This is a genomic window from Arsenophonus sp. PmNCSU2021_1, assembly GCF_036919435.1.
In the GTDB taxonomy this organism is placed as follows: domain Bacteria; phylum Pseudomonadota; class Gammaproteobacteria; order Enterobacterales; family Enterobacteriaceae; genus Arsenophonus; species Arsenophonus nilaparvatae.
Genome location: NZ_JAZHPL010000004.1, coordinates 898603 through 918534, shown reverse-complemented (window position 1 = coordinate 918534; position 19932 = coordinate 898603). Strand labels below are relative to the sequence as shown.

At 38.0% G+C, this 19932-nt stretch carries 15 protein-coding genes and 3 pseudogenes; 14 read left to right on the top strand and 4 right to left on the bottom strand.

The features are described 5' to 3' along the window. Nucleotides 1-3 precede the first annotated feature (3 nt). Together V3224_RS09905 and yfbV are read right to left on the bottom strand one after the other, a co-directional pair. Nucleotides 4-498 (bottom strand): YfbU family protein, encoded by a 495-nt coding sequence (locus V3224_RS09905; protein ID WP_334470245.1) that lies wholly within the window; start codon nt 496-498, stop codon nt 4-6. Nucleotides 499-679: 181 nt separating this feature from the next. After that, on the bottom strand, nt 680-1135 hold the full coding sequence (gene yfbV, locus V3224_RS09900; RefSeq protein WP_334470244.1) for a terminus macrodomain insulation protein YfbV: 456 nt from the start codon (nt 1133-1135) through the stop codon (nt 680-682). Nucleotides 1136-1556: 421 nt separating this feature from the next. Here yfbV and V3224_RS09895 point away from each other — a divergent pair, with 421 nt between their 5' ends. From V3224_RS09895 to istB, 12 genes and pseudogenes are all read left to right on the top strand, one after another. After that, the gene (locus tag V3224_RS09895; RefSeq protein WP_334470242.1) at nt 1557-2759 is read left to right on the top strand and encodes an acetate kinase; all 1203 of its coding nucleotides are present in this window, start codon (nt 1557-1559) and stop codon (nt 2757-2759) included. 73 nt (nt 2760-2832) lie between these two features. After that, on the top strand, nt 2833-4971 hold the full coding sequence (gene pta / locus V3224_RS09890; RefSeq protein ID WP_334470240.1) for a phosphate acetyltransferase: 2139 nt from the start codon (nt 2833-2835) through the stop codon (nt 4969-4971). Nucleotides 4972-5465: 494 nt separating this feature from the next. Continuing rightward, nucleotides 5466-5630 (top strand): hypothetical protein, encoded by a 165-nt coding sequence (locus V3224_RS09885; RefSeq protein WP_334470239.1) that lies wholly within the window; start codon nt 5466-5468, stop codon nt 5628-5630. Nucleotides 5631-6023: 393 nt separating this feature from the next. After that, nucleotides 6024-6659 (top strand): hypothetical protein, encoded by a 636-nt coding sequence (locus tag V3224_RS09880; protein ID WP_334470238.1) that lies wholly within the window; start codon nt 6024-6026, stop codon nt 6657-6659. 216 nt (nt 6660-6875) lie between these two features. Further along, complete coding sequence (locus V3224_RS09875) at nt 6876-7043, top strand: hypothetical protein (RefSeq protein ID WP_334470236.1); 168 nt, start codon at nt 6876-6878, stop codon at nt 7041-7043. A 200-nt stretch (nt 7044-7243) separates the two neighbouring features. Continuing rightward, nucleotides 7244-7570 carry a hypothetical protein gene (locus V3224_RS09870; protein ID WP_442890141.1) on the top strand — a complete coding sequence of 109 codons (327 nt, stop codon included), beginning with the start codon at nt 7244-7246 and terminating at the stop codon, nt 7568-7570. Nucleotides 7571-7818: 248 nt separating this feature from the next. Further along, nucleotides 7819-7959, top strand: a pseudogene (locus tag V3224_RS09865) (RHS repeat-associated core domain-containing protein); the annotation flags it as partial. A 1399-nt stretch (nt 7960-9358) separates the two neighbouring features. Beyond that, nucleotides 9359-10555, top strand: coding sequence for a Tc toxin subunit A (locus V3224_RS09860; protein ID WP_334470234.1), 1197 nt, complete (start codon nt 9359-9361; stop codon nt 10553-10555). Between the two features lie 151 nt (nt 10556-10706). After that, complete coding sequence (locus V3224_RS09855) at nt 10707-10982, top strand: hypothetical protein (RefSeq protein ID WP_334470232.1); 276 nt, start codon at nt 10707-10709, stop codon at nt 10980-10982. 146 nt (nt 10983-11128) lie between these two features. Continuing rightward, nucleotides 11129-13039 carry a neuraminidase-like domain-containing protein gene (locus V3224_RS09850; protein ID WP_334470230.1) on the top strand — a complete coding sequence of 637 codons (1911 nt, stop codon included), beginning with the start codon at nt 11129-11131 and terminating at the stop codon, nt 13037-13039. Between the two features lie 46 nt (nt 13040-13085). Further along, nucleotides 13086-14109 (top strand): annotated as a pseudogene (istA, locus tag V3224_RS09845) (IS21 family transposase). Then, the gene (gene istB / locus V3224_RS09840) at nt 14096-14857 is read left to right on the top strand and encodes an IS21-like element helper ATPase IstB (RefSeq protein WP_334470228.1); all 762 of its coding nucleotides are present in this window, start codon (nt 14096-14098) and stop codon (nt 14855-14857) included. Before istA ends, istB begins: the two are co-directional and overlap by 14 nt. Nucleotides 14858-15176: 319 nt before the next feature. Here the strand turns inward: istB and mnmD are convergent, their stop codons facing one another. Then, nucleotides 15177-16268 (bottom strand): tRNA (5-methylaminomethyl-2-thiouridine)(34)-methyltransferase MnmD, encoded by a 1092-nt coding sequence (mnmD, locus tag V3224_RS09835; protein ID WP_334470370.1) that lies wholly within the window; start codon nt 16266-16268, stop codon nt 15177-15179. A 262-nt stretch (nt 16269-16530) separates the two neighbouring features. On the opposite strand from mnmD, the gene fabB reads away from it, so the two are divergent. Then, the gene (gene fabB, locus V3224_RS09830; protein ID WP_334470225.1) at nt 16531-17751 is read left to right on the top strand and encodes a beta-ketoacyl-ACP synthase I; all 1221 of its coding nucleotides are present in this window, start codon (nt 16531-16533) and stop codon (nt 17749-17751) included. Nucleotides 17752-17837: 86 nt separating this feature from the next. Here the strand turns inward: fabB and V3224_RS09825 are convergent. Beyond that, nucleotides 17838-18747: pseudogene (locus V3224_RS09825) on the bottom strand (DMT family transporter). A gap of 113 nt (nt 18748-18860) precedes the next feature. Here V3224_RS09825 and V3224_RS09820 point away from each other — a divergent pair. Further along, nucleotides 18861-19646 carry an AraC family transcriptional regulator gene (locus V3224_RS09820; protein ID WP_334470223.1) on the top strand — a complete coding sequence of 262 codons (786 nt, stop codon included), beginning with the start codon at nt 18861-18863 and terminating at the stop codon, nt 19644-19646. Nucleotides 19647-19932 lie beyond the last annotated feature (286 nt).

Sequence of the window (19932 nt, the reverse complement as noted above, 5' to 3'; positions counted from 1 at the left end):
AAGTCATGCATTAATGATTTGATTAATTTCTACTGCACAAAGATGATACTGACGCGGACAAGATGTCCAAACATTTAACATTCTTAGATATTTATCCCACATAGGTGTCTGAGCATTAAAATCATCACTACCACTGACAAAATGACGGTAGCGACCCTCATTATTAATCAAAAAACGAACATAATTGAGATAATGTGCTTCCGTAACAGCATCAAAGCCTAAAAAGATAACTCTTCTGTCGGTAATATCGGTTTTAGACGACAAATTTTCCCAGGAAACTTGTAAGGCATGATACATTTCCACAATATCAATGATAGTCTGGCAATTTTCTTCTGACAACTCAGTAAAATTTTTCTCTAACTCTTTCATTTGCAAGCCAAAACCATTTTCAATGATAGTTTGACAGCGTTGATAATGTTTGGCATTATCCGGATCAAGCTTGATCAGCATTTTATACTGGTTAGACAGAATTAAGCGTTGTGCATTAGTCATTTCCATTATGGTTCTCCTATACTTGGAAATTTGCTAAATCATCGCATTACCGACCTTCTTTTTATAGTGATAACTTACCTTTTATTGATCTAAAAAGGCTTTTCAAACTTTAACCATTAATAATCTATTTTGTAATGCCTATTATCTCTATTGCTGACTAGCTAACCCCATAACTATTCAAATTATGTTAAATACCATCAATAAAAGAGCGATCTAATTGTTTAAAAGCACGTTTTAACAATTCAGCTAATGCCTGATAAGTCGGTGTTGCTTTGACGGGTCTGATGGCAATTCCAGCTTGATTAAATTTTTCACGAATTTCATAAAACCAAGTTAGTAATGCCGACGGTAGTGGCGTAACTGAACGCTTACCTAACCACCATAATCCCTGCAAAGGTAAGCTACAGGCAAAAAGCCCTGTCGCCACAGCCGGTCCCAGCTGACCACCTAATGCAATCTGCCAGGTAAGGGTAAAAACAGCAACAGCAGACATATAACGAATCGCAAAGCGACTAACTGTGATCACCCGATGTTCAGGAAAAATAGGCATCAAACATTTTTCTAACGGAAATGTCTTGGCATATTGCCGGCCTAGTTTCAACTTTTGTAAGAAACCTGGGGTCGTTTCTGGTGTCGTATTCATCAATACCTCACATGACTTCAATCAATTTCTCATGCAAAATTTAAAAAAAATGTATAAAGCATAAAATCTTTTTAGTAGAATTTATAGGGCAACTTTGGTTGCCTGAGGCCACGACTTCTATAATCTATAGAAAAAACTTATATCATATAAAGTTTATATTTGGTCTATTACTATGTTTTCAATCCATAATGTTAATATTATATTGCATCTTTAATACTAACATTGCAAACATAGTTATTTAGTCAATAAATACAGTTAAAATATCATAATATTGCATAAATATGATATTAATCATTCAGTATGATCCCAGGGATAAGCTAGGCTACTAGCATTCTATTGGATTGATGTTTATTAACCCTAGTCTTCCTGGTTAATCTGACAAAAAAGAAGACTCCATGATAACGATATAGTAGGTAATTCCATGTCAAGTAAGCTGGTACTTGTCCTCAACTGCGGTAGCTCTTCCCTTAAATTTGCTATCATTGATCCGATTAACGGCGAAGAACAACTATCTGGTTTAGCAGAATGTTTTCATCTACCAGAAGCCCGTATTAAGTGGAAAATAGATGGCACTAAAAACGAAGCTGCTTTAGGTTCAGGCGCTGCTCACAGTGAAGCGATGGCTTTCATTGTCAATCAAATTCTCACCGCAAAACCAGAATTAGCGCAAGCCATTTCGGCTATTGGCCATCGTATTGTTCATGGTGGTGAAAAATTTACCAAATCGGTTATTATCAATGATGAAGTCGTTGAAGGCATTAAAGCCTCTATTCCATTTGCACCATTACATAATCCTGCTGGTATTATTGGACTTGAAAAAGCTAAAAAAGCATTTCCGCATTTAAATGACAAGCATGTCGCTGTATTTGACACCGCCTTCCATCAAACCATGCCGGTTGAAGCTTATTTATATGCTCTACCTTATAATCTTTACAAAAAGCATGGTATTCGTCGTTACGGTGCGCACGGTACCAGTCATTACTATGTTTCCCAGCAAGCTGCCAAAGAATTGAATAAATCGATCGATAAACTGAATGTGATCACCTGTCATTTAGGCAATGGTGGATCAGTTACCGCTGTCGTTAATGGTCAATCTGTGGATACTTCAATGGGTCTCACACCGCTAGAAGGCTTAGTAATGGGAACCCGCAGTGGTGATATCGATCCAGCTATTGTGTTCCACCTTCACGACGCCTTGGGTATGAGTGTTGATCAGATCAATACATTATTAACCAAAGAGTCTGGCATACTTGGATTAACAGAAGTTACCAACGATTGTCGTTATGTCGAAGACAATTATGACACTAAAGCAGATGCAAAACGAGCGATGGATGTCTATTGTCATCGTTTAGCCAAATATCTCGCCGCTTATTGTGCATTAATGGAAGGGCGCCTAGACGCTATTATTTTCACCGGTGGTATTGGCGAAAATTCAGCTTTAGTACGTGAATTAACCCTTAAGAAGCTATCTTTAATTGGTATTAAATATGATCACGAGCGCAACTTAGCCGCCCGTTTTGGCAAATCAGGCAAGATCACAACTGACGATAGCATTCCTGCTCTGGTTATTCCAACAAATGAAGAGTTAGTTATTGCACAGGACGCGAGCCGTCTAACGGCATAAATAGATTAGAAACTGTCAGTCTACTGATTGGCAGTTCTGAGTTAAACATCTTGCAATTATTAAAGAGGTACTTGTGTCCCGTACAATAATGTTAATACCGACTGACATTAGTGTTGGCTTAACCAGCGTCAGTTTAGGGGTCGTTCGTTCAATGGAGCAAAAAGGGGTTAGTCTAACGGTTTTTAAACCCATTGCTCAACCCCGTTTTGGTAATAAAGATCAGACAACTGAAGTATTACGCTCCCACTCTAGTGTTCAGGTCGCTGAACCACTAAAAATGAGTTATGTTGAATCCCTACTGGCTAATGATCAAAAAGATGTTTTAATGGAGGAGATTGTTGCGCGATACCATGACAATAGGCAGCAGGCTGAAGTTATTCTGATCGAAGGTTTAATGCCTACCCGTAAGCACCCTTTTACCCAATCGTTGAATTACGATATCGCTAACACACTGGGGGCTGACGTTATTTTTGTCACCGCACTGGGTAACAATACACCAGAACAGTTAAAAGAGCGCATTGAGTTAGCCCGCGCAGAGTTTGGTGGTGGACAAAATAAAAATATCACTGGAGTAATTATCAATAAACTCAATGCACCAGTTGATGAGCATGGCCGTACCCGTCCTGATTTATCAGAAATATTTGATGAATCAACTAAAGCCACAATCGCAAAAATTGACAGTAAAACGTTAGCTGACAATTGTCCGCTACCAATTTTAGGTTGTATTCCGTGGAATTTTGATCTGATAGCCACCCGTGGTATCGATATTGCGAATCATCTGAATGCCGCTATTATCAATGAAGGCGCATTACAAACCCGGCGCATAAAATCGGTTATTTTCTGTGCCCGCAGTGTGCCCAATATGGTCGAGCTGTTTCGTCCCGGCACATTGCTGGTAACCTCTTCTGATCGCCCAGATGTTATTGTATCTGCCTGTCTAGCTGCCATGAATGGTATCGAAATTGGCGCATTACTGTTAACCGGCGGTTACCCTATTGCCAAGCCGATACACGATCTCTGTCACCGTGCTTTCGAAACGGGCTTACCGGTGCTGATGGTAGATACCAATACCTGGCAAACTTCATTAAGTCTACAAAGTTTCAGCTTAGAAGTGCATGCGGATGATCATGAGCGGATTGAAAAAATACAAAATTATGTTGCTTTACATATCAACCAAAAATGGATCAATTCACTGACTGCTGATTCTGAACGACCCAAACGGCTATCACCACCGGCTTTCCGTTATCAATTAACCGAGCTCGCACGTAAAGCTAATAAACGTATCGTGCTACCGGAAAGTAATGAACCCCGTACGGTAAAAGCAGCGGCTATTTGCGCTGAAAGAGGTATTGCCACCTGTATTCTGCTAGGTGAACCTGATGAAATAAAACGGGTTGCCGCAGCGCAAGGAATTGAATTAGGTGCGGGGATCGAAATTGTGGCGCCTAAATCAGTACGGAAAAATTATGTTGAGCGCTTGGTTGAGCTGCGTAAAAATAAAGGCATGACTGAAATTGTTGCGCGCGAACAGTTAGAAGATAATGTGGTGTTAGGCACCATGATGCTGGAAAAAAATGAGGTTGATGGTTTAGTTTCCGGCTCGGTTCATACCACCGCCAATACTATTCGCCCACCGTTGCAACTAATCAAAACTGCGCCAGGTAATTCAATCGTCTCCTCGATATTCTTTATGCTGTTACCTGAGCAAGTATTAGTTTATGGCGACTGCGCGATAAATCCAGACCCAACGGCCGAACAATTATCGGAAATTGCCATTCAGTCAGCCGATTCTGCCAAAGCATTTGGTATTGAACCGCGTGTGGCGATGATCTCTTACTCTACCGGTAACTCCGGTACCGGTAGTGACGTAGACAAGGTCCGTGAAGCAACCAGTTTGGCGCAAGCAAAACGGCCAGATCTGGTGATCGACGGTCCACTACAATATGATGCCGCCATTATGGCCGATGTGGCTAAATCTAAAGCACCAAATTCACCGGTAGCCGGTCAAGCCACGGTGTTTATTTTCCCTGATCTCAATACTGGCAACACCACTTATAAAGCGGTACAACGCTCAGCTAATCTGGTTTCTATCGGCCCAATGCTACAAGGGATGCGTAAACCGGTTAATGACTTGTCTCGTGGCGCGCTAGTTGATGATATCGTTTATAGCATTGCGCTCACTGCTATTCAGGCAACACAAAATCAAAAATAATGGATTTTGCTCACTAGTGAAAAAGCTGAAACACAATGTGTTTCAGCTTTTTTATTCGCTATTTAATTTATTACTATTGATACTAACTAACAAAAATAAAAAAAGTGATTATCATAAAAAGGTTTTTAATATGAAATCGTTAATAAAAAGTGATATTCAATATAAATAGAATGCATCTAAAGAGATTGTAAGCCATCGAGGAATAGACAAAAATGCCAAAGAATCAATCCATGACAAAATTGATCGGCTTCAAATAGTAAAGTTTTTTCATTCAATAATAATCAGCAAACATATTATTCGCAAATCAATCTATTCCATAATATTTGTAAATCAATTTAATACAAAATATTATTTTTAGCTAAAAATCGAATTAAAAATAGGCTTCTTAGCGCTAAGTTTGTTCACTATACTGAACAAACTCACTCACTGAATACCTATAAGTGAGTGGGGATGAATGTAACATTAATACTCTTAATTTAAACATTGGAGGTTTTATGTCTATCTCTACCTCTTCTAGCTCAATTCATCAAGGCACTCCCACTATCAAAGTACAAGATAACCGGGGCTTAGCAATTCGAACATTAGAATTTTATCGAACAACGACCGAAGATCCCCCAGAAATACGTCTGATCCAACAAAAGTTTTCCGCTATTTCCTAACAAGATCCACGACTTACTATCCCCAATTTCCTTTATCAAACATCATTAACAGGCAATATCATCTATACTAAGAGCCAGGACAGTGGTGACTTATTCACCTTAAACAACATTGAAGGACGATCTTTTTATCAACAAGATGCAAGACATACTCAGCGTAACTGGCTATATGAATCGGCTGAATCACCGTTTATGGGCAGGTTACTTGCTATCGATGAGCAAGTCGCTAACCAACCATCACAGATCCGTGAACGCTTTATTTATGCACCAGCAACACCAGAAAGCCAAGCATATAATTTATGAGGTCAAGTCATTCGTCACTATGATACCGCCGGCTGTCAACAACAACAAAGTTTTACCCTTCAAGGATATCTTCAAATTCAGCAACGCCAGCTATTGCTAAATTTTTCTGAGCAAAGCGATTGGCAGGGTACAGAACAACAGTGGCAACAAAAAATCGTCCCAGAAAATTTTATTACTCGCCAAGACTATGATACTCAAGGTGGTTTACTACAACAAATTGATGCTGACGGTAACATTCAACAACAGAATTATAACCGCGCAGGACAGTTAATTGCACGCTTATTGCAAATTAAAGATCAGCCGCTAAAAATTGTCTTACAATCGGCTGATTACGCGGCTAGTGGACAAATCAGACAGGAAATATTGGGTAATGGCGTAGTAACTGATTATACCTATGAAGCTGAAACAGGTTATCTATTAATGGTAAAAACCTACCGTCCCGCAGATCATCCTTTGGGTTATTTAACTTTTCAGGATTTACGCTACACCTATGATCCGGTTGGTAATATTATCCTTATCCAGAATGATGCTCATGCCTCCCGTTTTTATCATAATCAAAAATCCGTTGCCGAAAATCAGTACCGCTATGATACGTTCTATCAGCTCATCGAAGCGACTGGACGAGAATCCCTAACCAACCGCCCCCCTGTTGCTCAAACGTTTTTCCTTGCATCACCTGCTGACGCCGCCTATCAAAAGCACCCCTTATACTCGCCAGTATCAATATGATGCTTCAGGTAATTTAAACCGACCATAAAACATTCAAGGTGCTAGTCCAGTGGACAAAGCATATTTATGTTTCTGACACCAGTAACCATGCTTTAGCTGGCTCTTTTTTTTTCCATCAACTCCAAGCTTACCAATTGACGATTACTTTGATTGCCGCTGGCAATCAGCTTCAGTTGCAAATTGGCCAAAAATTTAAGCTGGAATAGTCGAAATCAGTTGGCTGCAGTTGTCCCAATTAGCCGGGAAACAGGGCAAAATGATAGTGAAATCTACTGTTATGACAGCCAGGGAATACGCCTAGTCAAACAGCAGCAGTATCTAGCTAGCAATGTAAGCCACATTGAAACCTGTTGTTATTTGCACGAGTTTCGCACGGGCATATAAAATTCTAGAAATGGCTTCAGAACAATAATTAATCTGTAACTTGCTAAAACGTATAAATTTACTTAAATTACAATGAGTTATTTTTTAATTTATGAGATTTTTTTCTATTTTATATATTATGCTGAATTAAACTTAAAAATAGAGCGTTTTTTTTATTGGTGCGAAACTCGTGATTTTGCCTGGAATTGAGATAATTACTCATGATCTACAAACAACAGATGGACCAATCACAACAGCGCAAATCCCTACGAACAGTCATTATGCAAGAAAATTTGTGCGTATTGCATTGGGCTAGTGAGCAAGATGCGCCAGCAGAAATCGGCAATAATGCGTTACGCTATAGTATAAATAATCAGATCGGCAGCTGCATTTTAGAGTTAGATGAATATGGCCAATTGAGTAGTGAAGAAGAATTTTTCCCCTTTGGTGGCACTGCCTGGTGGGCGGCTGAAAATCAACTTGAAAACCATTATAAAACCTATCGTTATTCAGGCAAAGAACGGGATGCTACTGGGCTATATTATTAACCTGAGTTCGGGATAAGCGTTAGTTATGAGAAAATAAAAATAGCTCATTTATCAATAAAAACCTTTTAAAATCAATAAAATGATAAAAAAAGGAATATTTTTAGTTGGTTGTAGGTTAAAAAATAAGCTATTTTCTCTGCTAAAATCATGAAAAAAGCCAAAATTTAGCACTGTTTTATGTAATAATTTTAATTTAAGTAATTGAATATATAATGAAAAAATTTATATTCCTTATCCCGAACTCAGGTTATTATTATGGCTTCCGTTATTATCAACCATGGGTTGGGCGATGGTTAAATCCAGATCCCGCAGGTATCATTGATGGATTAAATCTCTATCGCATGGTAAGAAATAATCCTTTTAATAACAAAGATATACATGGTCTAATGCCCTGGTCATGGAAGAAAAAAAATAACCAAACAACAAATAGTAATCCAGAAGCTAAACCCTCAACCAGTAGTGGAAATACTACAGCCTCCCAAAAACCATTAAACATTGTTATTGAACGTTTAGTTGATTTAATCGAAGAAGGACGAGGGGGCGCAAGAGCATTAACAGGAAGTAGATTTGAAAGTACAATGAGTAAACTTTCAACCTTTTTTATTGATCTTCAACCAGAAGGCTCTTTATCAGAGGGTAAACAAATATTAATTTCGACTAAAGAATTTAATCGTCCTCCTAAAGATCTTGTTAACCAAACAAGAGAGAGTAAAGACATGTATTCTTTCCTTAAACCATATCTTGAAAGAGATATAAATTCTGAGACTTTTTGTTTACAAAATCTAACTTCTGACTTAGCTAAATTGACAACAAATGTTTTACAAAAAAAACCAATGTATTAACAAAAAACATTGCTGATGATTACATAAAACGTATCGAGCCCGCCTCAGATATCGAAATCGATAAAGGAGAATTTACCAAAAATCCTGCATCTAGAGCCCCAGAAACTCAAGAAGAAGCAATTCAGTATTTATATTACGCTGTAGGTTTATTTGAAAGTGAGACTGATTGGGTTGAATATGCCAAAAACATGTACTTAGACGAATATTCCTTACTTGCAAATATCAGTTATCAAAGAGCACAGCGTATCTATGAAAAAAATAGATCAAATAATGTTTACATGTAGACAATAAACCAATAATTAACATACACAAAATCACTTATTGCTTTTGAAATAAGTGATTTTATTTTAGATAAAACATACTTATCATCTATTTTTATTCATTTACATTGCCACTTAAATAGTGAAATTTAATTCTGATTAAATTTAAATTTAAATTAAAGTTAAATGATGCTGATTAATTAAATTTTCTTATTAAATTAAAGATGCAATAAAAAATAAAAATAACGGTTAAAATAATTTGGCGACAATTAATCGATTCAGCTAATAAATAAAAACAACCTTTATTCAATGACACATAATTTATTATCTTTAATTACAACAAAAAATAATTAACCAATATGAATTTACCCTTTGCTTATTATTAAATACTCATTTCTAATAAAAATGAACTCCCGCGATAATTTAAAATAGAAATAATTACCAAGCTAAATCCATGAAGCGAATAATTAACTGATTTTACTAAAAAATATTTAGTATAAATTTAAATAAAAAATACTAGATTTAAAAATAAAGTATGTTATTATTTTTTTAAATTTAATCCTAATCAATAAAAATAAATTAAAAGATATAAATATAAATAATCACATCTGATTTTTATATTCCATCGAAATATATTCCTTTTCTTTAAAAAAACGATAGAGCCATCTAATATAAGTGAGGGTTTTATGTCATACAAAATTAACGAAAATTCCATTAAGAATATTATTAATAAATTAAATATTAAATCATTCAGTGAGCTAGCTGATTACGCTAAAGAAGAACTTTATCAAGCTGCCGATAATCAATTAAGTTTGCAGGATTGTGACCAACTGTTAGCCCAAGCCAAAAAGATCCAGGCAAAAAATAATGCTCAATACCGGCAACAAATCACCCGCCAAGCCATTCCAAAACAATCAAGACATCTGGTCGCGACTCAATTACAAACAAATTTTAGCAACGCAAAAGCGCAACAACTGCAGTATGACGAAGCCATGTTTTACAGTAACGATTTTATTCCCGATCGTGATAGCGATTTTGTCAATCAAGGTGATATCGCGTCCATGTTTTCACCAGCCGCTTATCTGGTAAAACTTTATCGCGAAGCACAAAAACTGCATCCGGTAAATTCACCCTATTTTATCGACAATCGTCGCCCTGACTTAGCCGATCTGGTTTTGAGTCAGGACAATATGGATACACCAGTAAGCACGCTAACCTTATCCAATCAAATACTAGCGGCCCAAATTGGCAAAAAAATCGGTGATAACGATAAACAAAAAATTCTCGACGCGTTGGCTAAAGATACGTTAAATCCTGATGGCCCCTATTATTATTACACCAATGTTATTCAGCAGGTTTTACAAAACCATAATGTCATGCTAGCGCAATTAATTCAGCCGGAAAATCGTCCGGCCAATACCGATGAAACCTTTATCTTATGTACCGATTTAAAAATATCACCGCCGATTTACACGCTTTTAACCACGGAAATTACTCCAGATAATCTTGACGCTGAATACCAAAAAGTGTTTGGCACCATTCCACCACAAACCCTGACCACAGCGGTTGCACTGGCAGAACATTACGATTTAGCGCCTGATTTTTTTGAACTATTACTACCTAATAAAGATGCGACGGAAAAGCAGCTTAAAGAACGTTTACTAAAAGTGCATAAAGTTGTTTTATTGCACAAAACCACTCAGCTGACGCAACTTACGCTACTTAATTTAGTGGACGACAAGAATGGTAACGTCACAGATGATACCTTAACTGAAATTTTGCAAATAAAACTATATGAACAATACGATACCATTAAAGAACCACAAGCACGGATATTAGCCGGTCAAAAAATTAGCCAAACCACTGTTAATGGGGGAGCTTAGTCAATACGACCAACTATTTAATAACCCGCCTTTATATGGTCAAAAATTCGTCCCAGACGATAAAGATTACGACATTGCACGTAGCGCCCAAAACATCTTTAAATCGAACTTGAAGCAAGCGTTTGCGGTTAATGACCAAGAGTTATATCAAATGTTGCTGCTTTTTAAAGACGATAACTATTGTAAAAATGATCTAGCAACAACCAGCGTTTTTTATTCACTTTATCTACTGACTTCTGCTTTTCATCTCACAGTTGCTGAATTAACTATCTTACTTAACCTACTTAACTATAAAAATATTCCATCTGCCGAGTTAATTAGTAAACTTAATACCACCGTCAAATGGCTAAATAAACAGAATCTTAATGTCGCCAGCTTAGTCGCATTAACGACAGCACGAGTTTCGCACAGGCCTATAAAATTCTAGAAATGGCTTAAAAGTAATGATTAATCTGCAAGTTACTGAAATGCATAAATTTACTTAATTTACAATAAGTTATATTTAATTTATAAGGTTTTATCTATTTACATATTATGCTGAATTAAACTTAAAAATAGAGCGTTTTTTTATTGGTGCGAAACTCGTGGACAGATAATTTCGATACCAATCAATCACCTGAAATTGAAAATCTGATTATTACGCTAAGAAGCAATTTGGATGATCCGAATTTATCAGATAACGTGCTCAAAACCGCGCTGGCATCCTATTTTGCTTACCAGTTAGCGCTTTCGTCAGCAGATATCGCCTACCAATTACTGATTTGGCTGGATAATATTAAAACTCGTCCTGAAGACCTAGACATCAACCAATTTTGGCAACAAATCAGTAACATTAACATTGATCAACCCTTTACTCTCACTCCAACAGCCATCCGTTATTGCCATCGGATTGCCCAATTAGCGCTTATAACCAACCTGTTTAAGCTATCACTGGCTGAAGTCACGCTGATTGTAAACCAACCAGAGCATTTGAAAAAAGCGTTAACCAAAGTTTATCTAACGGTAAACAATTTACAATTTATCACTCAATTCCACGATTGGACCATCCTATTGGCGACACAAGCACCCGTCGCCATTACTTCATTGGGTAAAGATCAACTCACCGTCAGTATGCTGGCAAAGGCGATTAATGCCCCAGTTGACGAATATACCGCCGCTGCTCAGCAAGTTGATAAACTGGCCACCAGCGATACCATAGTTAGCGATGTCCAACAAGGCTTATTTATTCAGCAGTGGTATCAGGCAGGGGAAACGCTAGCGGTTGATGCCACGGTGGTTGGCAGCTTATACGATCCCACTAATAATTACCCATTAACATTGTCTTCGTTACAACTACAAACCCAACTTCCCATTGAGAGATTAACAAATACTATTGCTGCATTAACAAAAGATTACAATCCAGCATCGGGAGATTATAGTTATCAAGCTGCAATCATTAACAATAATGATGATATTGCATTATGGTATTTGGATAATGAAGAAAGAAATCCTGGCTATATCCTGTTACTTTATCCGCTAGGGAATAATCAATTTAAAATCAAGGCCAAGATTTTTGACTGGAATCAAGATAAACAATATGGTTGGGCTTATGAAACAACATCGAGCATCCAATATTTAGGGGATGCGAAAAAGATCAGTGAAAATGAATATGAACTCACCACATACATAGATTGGACAACATTAAAAATACCTAATGAAATCACAATTTACAATTGTGAAAATCAGCAACCTATTGTTAATCAAAAATATTCATATCAACAAAAAAGTGACCTATATCCAACAACAACCTTTATTGACCAATTGTCTCAAGAGCTCAATATTACCATCCCAATTCAACCCGATTTGAATCCCTTTTTATTATCTTTAGCCACCAGCCTGTTAAATTCCCTTAACAAGTCACAACTCAAAAGCGTGAACGGTATTTTGGCTGAAAACCTCAGTCGCGCTCAATGTTATTACTATCTGGCCTATGTCGCTGATAAAAATCTGACACTCAACAACCGAGACCAATTGTATGGCTATCTGTTGATTGATAACCAAGACAGTTATCAAGTCATCTCCAGCCAGATAGCGGCGGCCATGGCGAGTGTGCAACTCTACATTAATCGTTGTATTCAGCAGCCAGAGTATGAGGTTGGGGTAAATTATTCTGCCCTGCAACGGCCATTTTTCCTAGATTGGGAACAATATAATCGCTGCTATAGTAGCTGGGCGGGCATCAGGGAACCGGACTACTATCCAGAAAATTATATCAATCCGACCCAAAGGATCGGCCAAACTCAGATGATGAATAAGCTGCTACAAGCGATTAATCAAAGTCAGTTAACCAGCGATATTGTTGAACAGGCTTTCCATAGCTACCTGACCGATTTTGAGTTGGTCGCCAATTTAACCATGATTAGTGGCTACCATGACCAATTAGATGTGCAAAAAGGTTTCACCTGTCACCGATCATGCAAAACTGATCCACTAACGATCATCTAAAACTGATCCACTTGGTATTATTCGCACATTTTTGTACGGATAATTTATGTTAACCAAGGAGATATTTGTGGATATTCATGTTCGCTTTGCACAAGGACAAAGCCTTCGAAAAATTGCCCGTGAATTGGGCATATCCCGTAACACCGTAAAACATCATTTACAACAACAGACAATGCCAACTTATCCTAAAAGAAGTCAACAACCGACTAAATTAGCACCCTTTAAACCTTATTTGCTTCATCGAATTGAACTGGCTAAACCTGATTGGATCCCTGCAACAGTCTTATTTGATGAAGTAGTTGAAAGCGGCTATCAAGGCGGTATTGCTCAATTACGCCGATTTGTTTGTCAATTTAAACCAAGCATTGTTCCCGAAGCTGTCGTCCGTTTTGAAACACAGCCAGGTCAACAAATGCAAATCGACTTCACCAGCATCCGGCGAGGTAAAAAATCACTAAAAGCGTTTGGTGCAACGCTAGGCTATTCGCGTGCGAGTTATGTAAAGTTCTTTGATAATGAACGAGCAGAATCCTGGCAACAAGGTTTACGAGAAGCTTTCGACTATTTTGGTGGTGTACCACAGGAAATATTGTGTGATAACGCAAAATCCCTCATCATCGAACGGGATGCTTATGCAGAAGGTGAACATAAATTACATGTCGAAAGATTACGGGTTTAAATTGTGTGCTTGCAAGCCCTACAGGGCAAAAACTAAAGGGAAAGTAGAGCGCTTTAACCTCTATTTAAAAAACAGCTTTATCGTACCATTAAATACCGACCTTCGTGCTCATAATCTTGAACTGGATATTGAGATAGCTAATGCAAGAGTGGGGCCCTGGTTACAACGCGTTGCCCATCAGCGGATTCATGGAACAACGTTAGAGAAGCCAGCAGATAGACTAGCTAAGGAAGTTAAGTATCTTCTACCCTTACCAGCAAGGGTTTGCCAATCTATCCCGCAGACTGATACGCTTAATATCCGTATCGTACCGCCCCTTGAATCTGTCAGTTTGCAACACTCAATCAGCGTATACGAAGCATTGCTGGGAGGTGAACATGTTATTGCATGAACAAATTGAACACCTGTGTGAGTCATTGAAATTAAATTCTATTCCGACTCATTGGTCATCACTTGCCGAACAATGCATTGCCCAAGACAAAAGCTACGGAGAGTTTTTACTGTCCCTATTAAAATGTGAGCAACAACAACGAGATGAACGAACCCGTAATCTTTTGAGTCGGATGGCAGGATTCCCAGCACATAAAGAACTTAATACGTTCGATTTTAAGTTTGCAACGGGGATCCCCAAACAACACATACAGGAATTAAGCGCATTAACGTTTATTGAACGTAATGAAAATGTCGTGTTGCTTGGCCCAAGCGGTGTAGGCAAAACGCATTTAGCTATTGGGTTAGGATTAAAAGCAGTACAGGCCAAGAAGAAAACCCGCTTTACCACGGCAGCTGAACTGATGTTGCAACTCTCAACTGCCAAACGACAAAATAAGCTCAAACAATATCTATCACGTTCGGTGATGGCCCCGAAATTGTTGATTATCGATGAGATTGGATACCTGCCGTTTGGGCGAGAAGAAGCAAACCTGTTTTTCAATGTGATTGCCAAGCGTTATGAGCATGGCAGTGTCATATTGACGAGTAACTTATCATTTGGGCAATGGCCAAATGCTTTTGCTGATGACACAACATTAACTGCCGCTATGCTTGATCGTTTACTTCATCATTCGCATGTACTGCAATTAAGCGGTGAAAGCTATCGATTGAAAGATAAGCGGCGCTCAGGAGCAATGACTGAGTAAAAGTGGATCAATTTTGATTGATCGGATTTAGCTAAAAAGTGGATCAGTTTTCGGTGATCGTTGACACATTAGCGATAATGACGGTTTTATGGGTTATTTGTCGTTGCATATCTCCTTGTTTAAATAGCAACTTCCAGCCAGCGGCACTATTTTCAAGCTAAATAAGACGATGATTAAAATGACTGATTAAACCTTGTTGTTGCCCATATTGCCAACTATTGGATGTCAGCTCAGCTGGACATAACCAGCCAGCAGCTGGATAGTAGATGCCATCATGGTTAACATCAACACCACAAATGGTTTGTAATGTTTGTCGAGTTTAATGGTGTGCAAAATCAGCTGGCCAATTTTTTGTTAATATTTGTTCGATTTTTTGTCGGCTTTTTACGTCATAAGCTAACTGTACTAAACCGTTCCAATCCTGAGCAAATGTGATGCCTAACTGTTGAAGTTGGGTGTAATAGCGTTTAGCAAAAGTAAAGGCGGTAATAAAAAAGCGTTCTAAACCATCGTGGTGACCAGTTAATAATGGATAAAGTGCGCCTTGACGATTGCCGGAAGCATTTTGTGCCACACTGGGATCTTGGCAATATAAAGTTACCTGACTGCCTCTACGTAATAAAGCAAGAGCAGTCATCATACTGGCAATACCACCGCCAATAATGGCAATATCCTCGGTTGTTGATGCGGCTTGTCGAGCGAACCAGGGTTGTCGATTAGATTGCTGATTTGCTAGTAATTGACCGGTTAGCATTTCACGTTTACGGCCATAACCCTTGATTTTTTTTACTTGAAAACCGGCTTTTTCCAATCCACGGCGAACGATACCGGCAGAAGTAAAGGTAGCAAAAGTACAACCATCACGTCCCCAATTTGCCATTGTAGTGAACAGTTGTTCACTCCACATTTGAGGGTTTTTAGCTGGAGCAAAACCGTCTAAAAACCAACTATCTATTTTATTGAAAAAATTAGATTTTAATTGAGGTAATTGTATATTTATATCGCCAAACCAGAGATCGAGAATGATTGCCCCATTTTCCATAACTATTCTATGACAACCTGGTAACGACTGAGGCCATTGTCGACAAATTTGTTTAGAAAAAGTGGCGAGTTCAGGCCAACATTGATGAACTCTTAGCAAATCAGTAATGGACAAAGGATATTTTTCAAAACTGATATAGTGTAAAAGTTGTAACTGGTTGTTAGGCGCTTGTTGGCGAAACTGAATAAATAACTGACAGACTGCCATAAAGTTTAGCCCAGTACCAAAACCAGTCTCTGCAATAACATATTGTTTTGCTGAGTGAGAAAAAAAGCGATTCGGTAACTGATTACCGGCTAAGAACACATAACGCGATTCTTCTAAACCATTTTGATTAGAATAATAGACATCACCAAAGTGTTCAGAGATAGGGATATCTTGCTCGTTCCAGCTTAATTTAGCTTGGCTGATCTCATTTGTATTCAGAAAATTATCTACAATATTTTAAATAATCAGCCAATTTTAACGAATTTAACCTGAGTGCGCTAGCTATCGCAAAATATAAAAGTTAGCCAAGATAATATTTTCTACAAAATTTTACCTGATCGGACTTGTTTAGCTTACAAGTGTAAGCTAAAGTAACAGGCTAAGCTCCCAGTAAATGAATTTCGACTATGAGGTAATATAAGCAATGAAGCGTGCAGTCATCACTGGTCTGGGCATTGTCTCCAGCATAGGTAACAACCAGCAAGAGGTACTGGCTTCCCTGAAAGCGGGTCGTTCTGGCATCAGGTTTTCAGAAGAATTTAAAGAAATGGGTTTACGCAGCCATGTCTGGGGTAATATTCAGCTGACGGAAGATGATATTAAACAAAAGATTGACCGAAAAATTCTTCGTTTTATGAGTGATTGCTCTATTTATGCCTACTTGGCGATGGAAGAGGCAATTCAGGACGCTAAACTGACAGAAGAGCAGATCTCAAATATTCGTACCGGTTTAGTTGCTGGTTCTGGTGGCGGTTCACCCCGTAATCAAGTGGCTGGTTCTGATGGTATGCGTGCCAAAGGATTACGTGGTGTTGGTCCCTATATGGTGACCAAAGCAATGGCTTCTGGTGTTTCAGCTTGTTTAGCCACACCGTTTAAAATTAAGGGCGTTAATTATTCTATTAGCTCCGCTTGCTCAACCTCAGCCCACTGTATTGGCCATGCAGTTGAATTGATCCAATTAGGTAAACAGGATGTTGTTTTTGCTGGTGGAGGTGAAGAACTAAGCTGGGAATTAACCTGTGAATTTGATGCAATGGGAGCATTATCTACCAAATATAATGCAACCCCAGAAAAAGCTTCTCGTACCTATGATCAGGATCGGGATGGTTTTGTGATCGCTGGTGGTGGCGGTATCGTTGTGGTGGAAGAGTTAGAGCATGCTTTGGCACGTGGCGCACATATTTACGCTGAAATTGTTGGTTATGGAGCGACTTCAGACGGTTATGATATGGTTGCTCCGTCAGGTGAGGGTGCGGTACGGTGTATGAAAATGGCATTGGCAGATGTCGAACAGGTTGATTATATCAATACTCATGGAACTTCAACGCCAGTTGGCGATACAAAAGAGCTAGAAGCAATTACTGAAGTGTTTGGTACTAATACGCCAGCGATTTCAGCGACTAAAGCAATGACTGGCCATTCTCTGGGCGCGGCTGGGGTACATGAAGCTATTTATAGTTTGCTAATGTTAGAGCATGGATTTATTGCTCCAAGCATCAATATTGATAATTTGAATGAAAAAGCGCAAGCAATGAATATTATTACGCAACCCACTGATAAGAAATTAAATACTGTAATGTCAAACAGCTTTGGTTTTGGTGGAACTAATGCGTCGTTGGTAATGAGTAAATACCATTCATAATTACCTTAACAAGAAAAACAACAACCTACTGATAGTCTACAGTAGGTTTTTTTATTGTTTTTGATATAATTAATTGATTTAATAAGTTATTGTTCTTTTTTATTAGTGTTACAACGGAGATGGTTAAAAAGCTGTGTCAGTGGCGTACGTAATGGCTGCGCCAAAATAACACCGAGTAGCACTACACCACCAATGGTAGCTGTGCATTTTTTCATTTAAAAATAGGACAGCGATAATGGCAGTAAATACCGGTGCCAGATTCATAAATATTGAAGTTGTATTAGCACCAAGTCGAAATACACCCTGGATCCATAAGTAAGGTGCAATCAGCGAGGCGGCAATGCAGGCAAACAAGATCAAATTAATATTTGCTGCGGTAATTTCTACTGTTTTAGCCAGTAAAAAATTAGGCAATAGTAGGATCACCGCAAAGCTAATTTGGATATAAAGTGATTGCCAATTGGGTAATGGGATTGCCCAATGCTTGGTTAATACACCATATAGAGAATAAGAGAGAGCAGCGATAAACATGAGTAATTGCCCGCTATTTATTCCCTGCATAAAAAATATCATTGGATTACCTTGACTGATAAGCCAGATAAGCCCAATTAAGGATAAGAGGGTACCGATTACAATACCAATAGTAGGAATAGTGCGTAGCACAAAAATACTGAGTATCACCGTTAACAAAGGAATAACCGAATTTAATACTCCCATAAAGGTTGCGCTGACCGTGTGTGCAGCATAATAAGCCAAACTTTGGTAGAGCACCATGCCAAGGGCCCCTAAAATAAAAAGTTTCCAGCCATATTGCATCACTACTGCGCGATTTTTAACTATCCCTTTGATCATAAATGGGGTAAGTAATAAAAACGCCAATAACCAGCGATAAAAAGAAATAGCCGCAGGGTCAATAACATTTGCAGCTGCTTTACTTACGACTGCATTAATTGACCATAATAAAACTGCAAAAAGGGGAAAAAGAAAATTTTTCATTATTTAGTCATATCTATCATTTGGTAATAATTTTGCTATTTTAGCATTGTCTGATTTATTGCATATATTTATAATAAGACAAACGATCCGTTCTTTCTGCCAATATTACTGTAATGGAAAAAATCAAATATATACTTGAACCAAATATTATTGAGCCAGAATCCATAGTTTTTCGTAATAATGAATTGTTAGGTGATACTGAGTGTAAATTACATCTCCATAACTTTGGCCAATTAATTTATGTGGTTAAAGGCATTATAGAGATGCAAGTTGCTGCTCAACATTATATTGCTCCGCCGGAATTTTGTATCTGGATCCCAAGCGGTGTTGAACATGCCACTTACAAGAAAAAAAGTGTTAAGTTTAATATATTAGATATTTCTCAGACACTTAGTCATGTTCTGTGTAAAAAACCGTGTATTATTCGTCAAACAGCTATTTTTCATACCATACTATTAGATTTTTATGCACGTCAGATAAGCCAACCTAACACCGTAGAAGATATGCGCTTAGCCAATGTTTTGATTGATCAATTAAAACGTTCACCTATTCAAAAAACCTATTTACCTGCCAGTAAGGATAAATTTTTAGCGCCTATTTTAGCGCAATTACAGCAAAATCCAGCCGATAATACCGCTTTAGCTATATGGGCCAAGCGGGTATATACCTCAGAACGTACCTTGTCACGCCGTTGTCAGCAGGAACTGGGGATGTCATTTAGTGAATGGCGCCAGCGATTACGTTTTTTACATGCCATAATGAAATTAGAACAAGGTAATAGTGTCCATCAGGTGGCTTTTGATGTCGGTTATAGTTCCTCCTCGGCTTTTATTACCATGTTTCAGCAGATTTCAGGCACAACACCCGAACGTTTTCGACAAAAAAGTGACGGTCACTAGTTTCGCCCGGGCATATAAAATTCTAGAAATGGCTTCAGAACAATAATTAATCTGTAACTTGCTAAGACGTATAAATTTACTTAAATTACAATAAGTTATTTTTAATTTATGAGATTTTTTCTATTTATATATTATGCTGAATTAAACTTAAAAATAGAGCGTTTTTTTATTGGTGCGAAACTCGTGACGGTGACTAAACCGGTTGTTAGGATTTATTTCATTAGCATGGCAAAATAGCAACTTGTTACCTTATCGAATAGTAAAAAACGATGGGTTAATTTTGATA

What these genes read in the sequence shown, in the direction of transcription:
- yfbV (WP_334470244.1), bottom strand. Translation starts at nt 1,135, where the DNA reads ATGAATACGACACCAGAAACGACCCCAGGTTTCTTACAAAAGTTGAAA.
- V3224_RS09860 (WP_334470234.1), top strand. Translation starts at nt 9,359, where the DNA reads ATGTCATACAAAATTAACGAAAATTCCATTAAGAATATTATTAATAAA.
- fabB (WP_334470225.1), top strand. Translation starts at nt 16,531, where the DNA reads ATGAAGCGTGCAGTCATCACTGGTCTGGGCATTGTCTCCAGCATAGGT.
- V3224_RS09905 (WP_334470245.1), bottom strand. Translation starts at nt 498, where the DNA reads ATGGAAATGACTAATGCACAACGCTTAATTCTGTCTAACCAGTATAAA.
- V3224_RS09895 (WP_334470242.1), top strand. Translation starts at nt 1,557, where the DNA reads ATGTCAAGTAAGCTGGTACTTGTCCTCAACTGCGGTAGCTCTTCCCTT.
- V3224_RS09820 (WP_334470223.1), top strand. Translation starts at nt 18,861, where the DNA reads ATGGAAAAAATCAAATATATACTTGAACCAAATATTATTGAGCCAGAA.
- istB (WP_334470228.1), top strand. Translation starts at nt 14,096, where the DNA reads ATGTTATTGCATGAACAAATTGAACACCTGTGTGAGTCATTGAAATTA.
- V3224_RS09855 (WP_334470232.1), top strand. Translation starts at nt 10,707, where the DNA reads ATGTTGCTGCTTTTTAAAGACGATAACTATTGTAAAAATGATCTAGCA.
- V3224_RS09885 (WP_334470239.1), top strand. Translation starts at nt 5,466, where the DNA reads ATGTCTATCTCTACCTCTTCTAGCTCAATTCATCAAGGCACTCCCACT.
- V3224_RS09870 (WP_442890141.1), top strand. Translation starts at nt 7,244, where the DNA reads ATGATCTACAAACAACAGATGGACCAATCACAACAGCGCAAATCCCTA.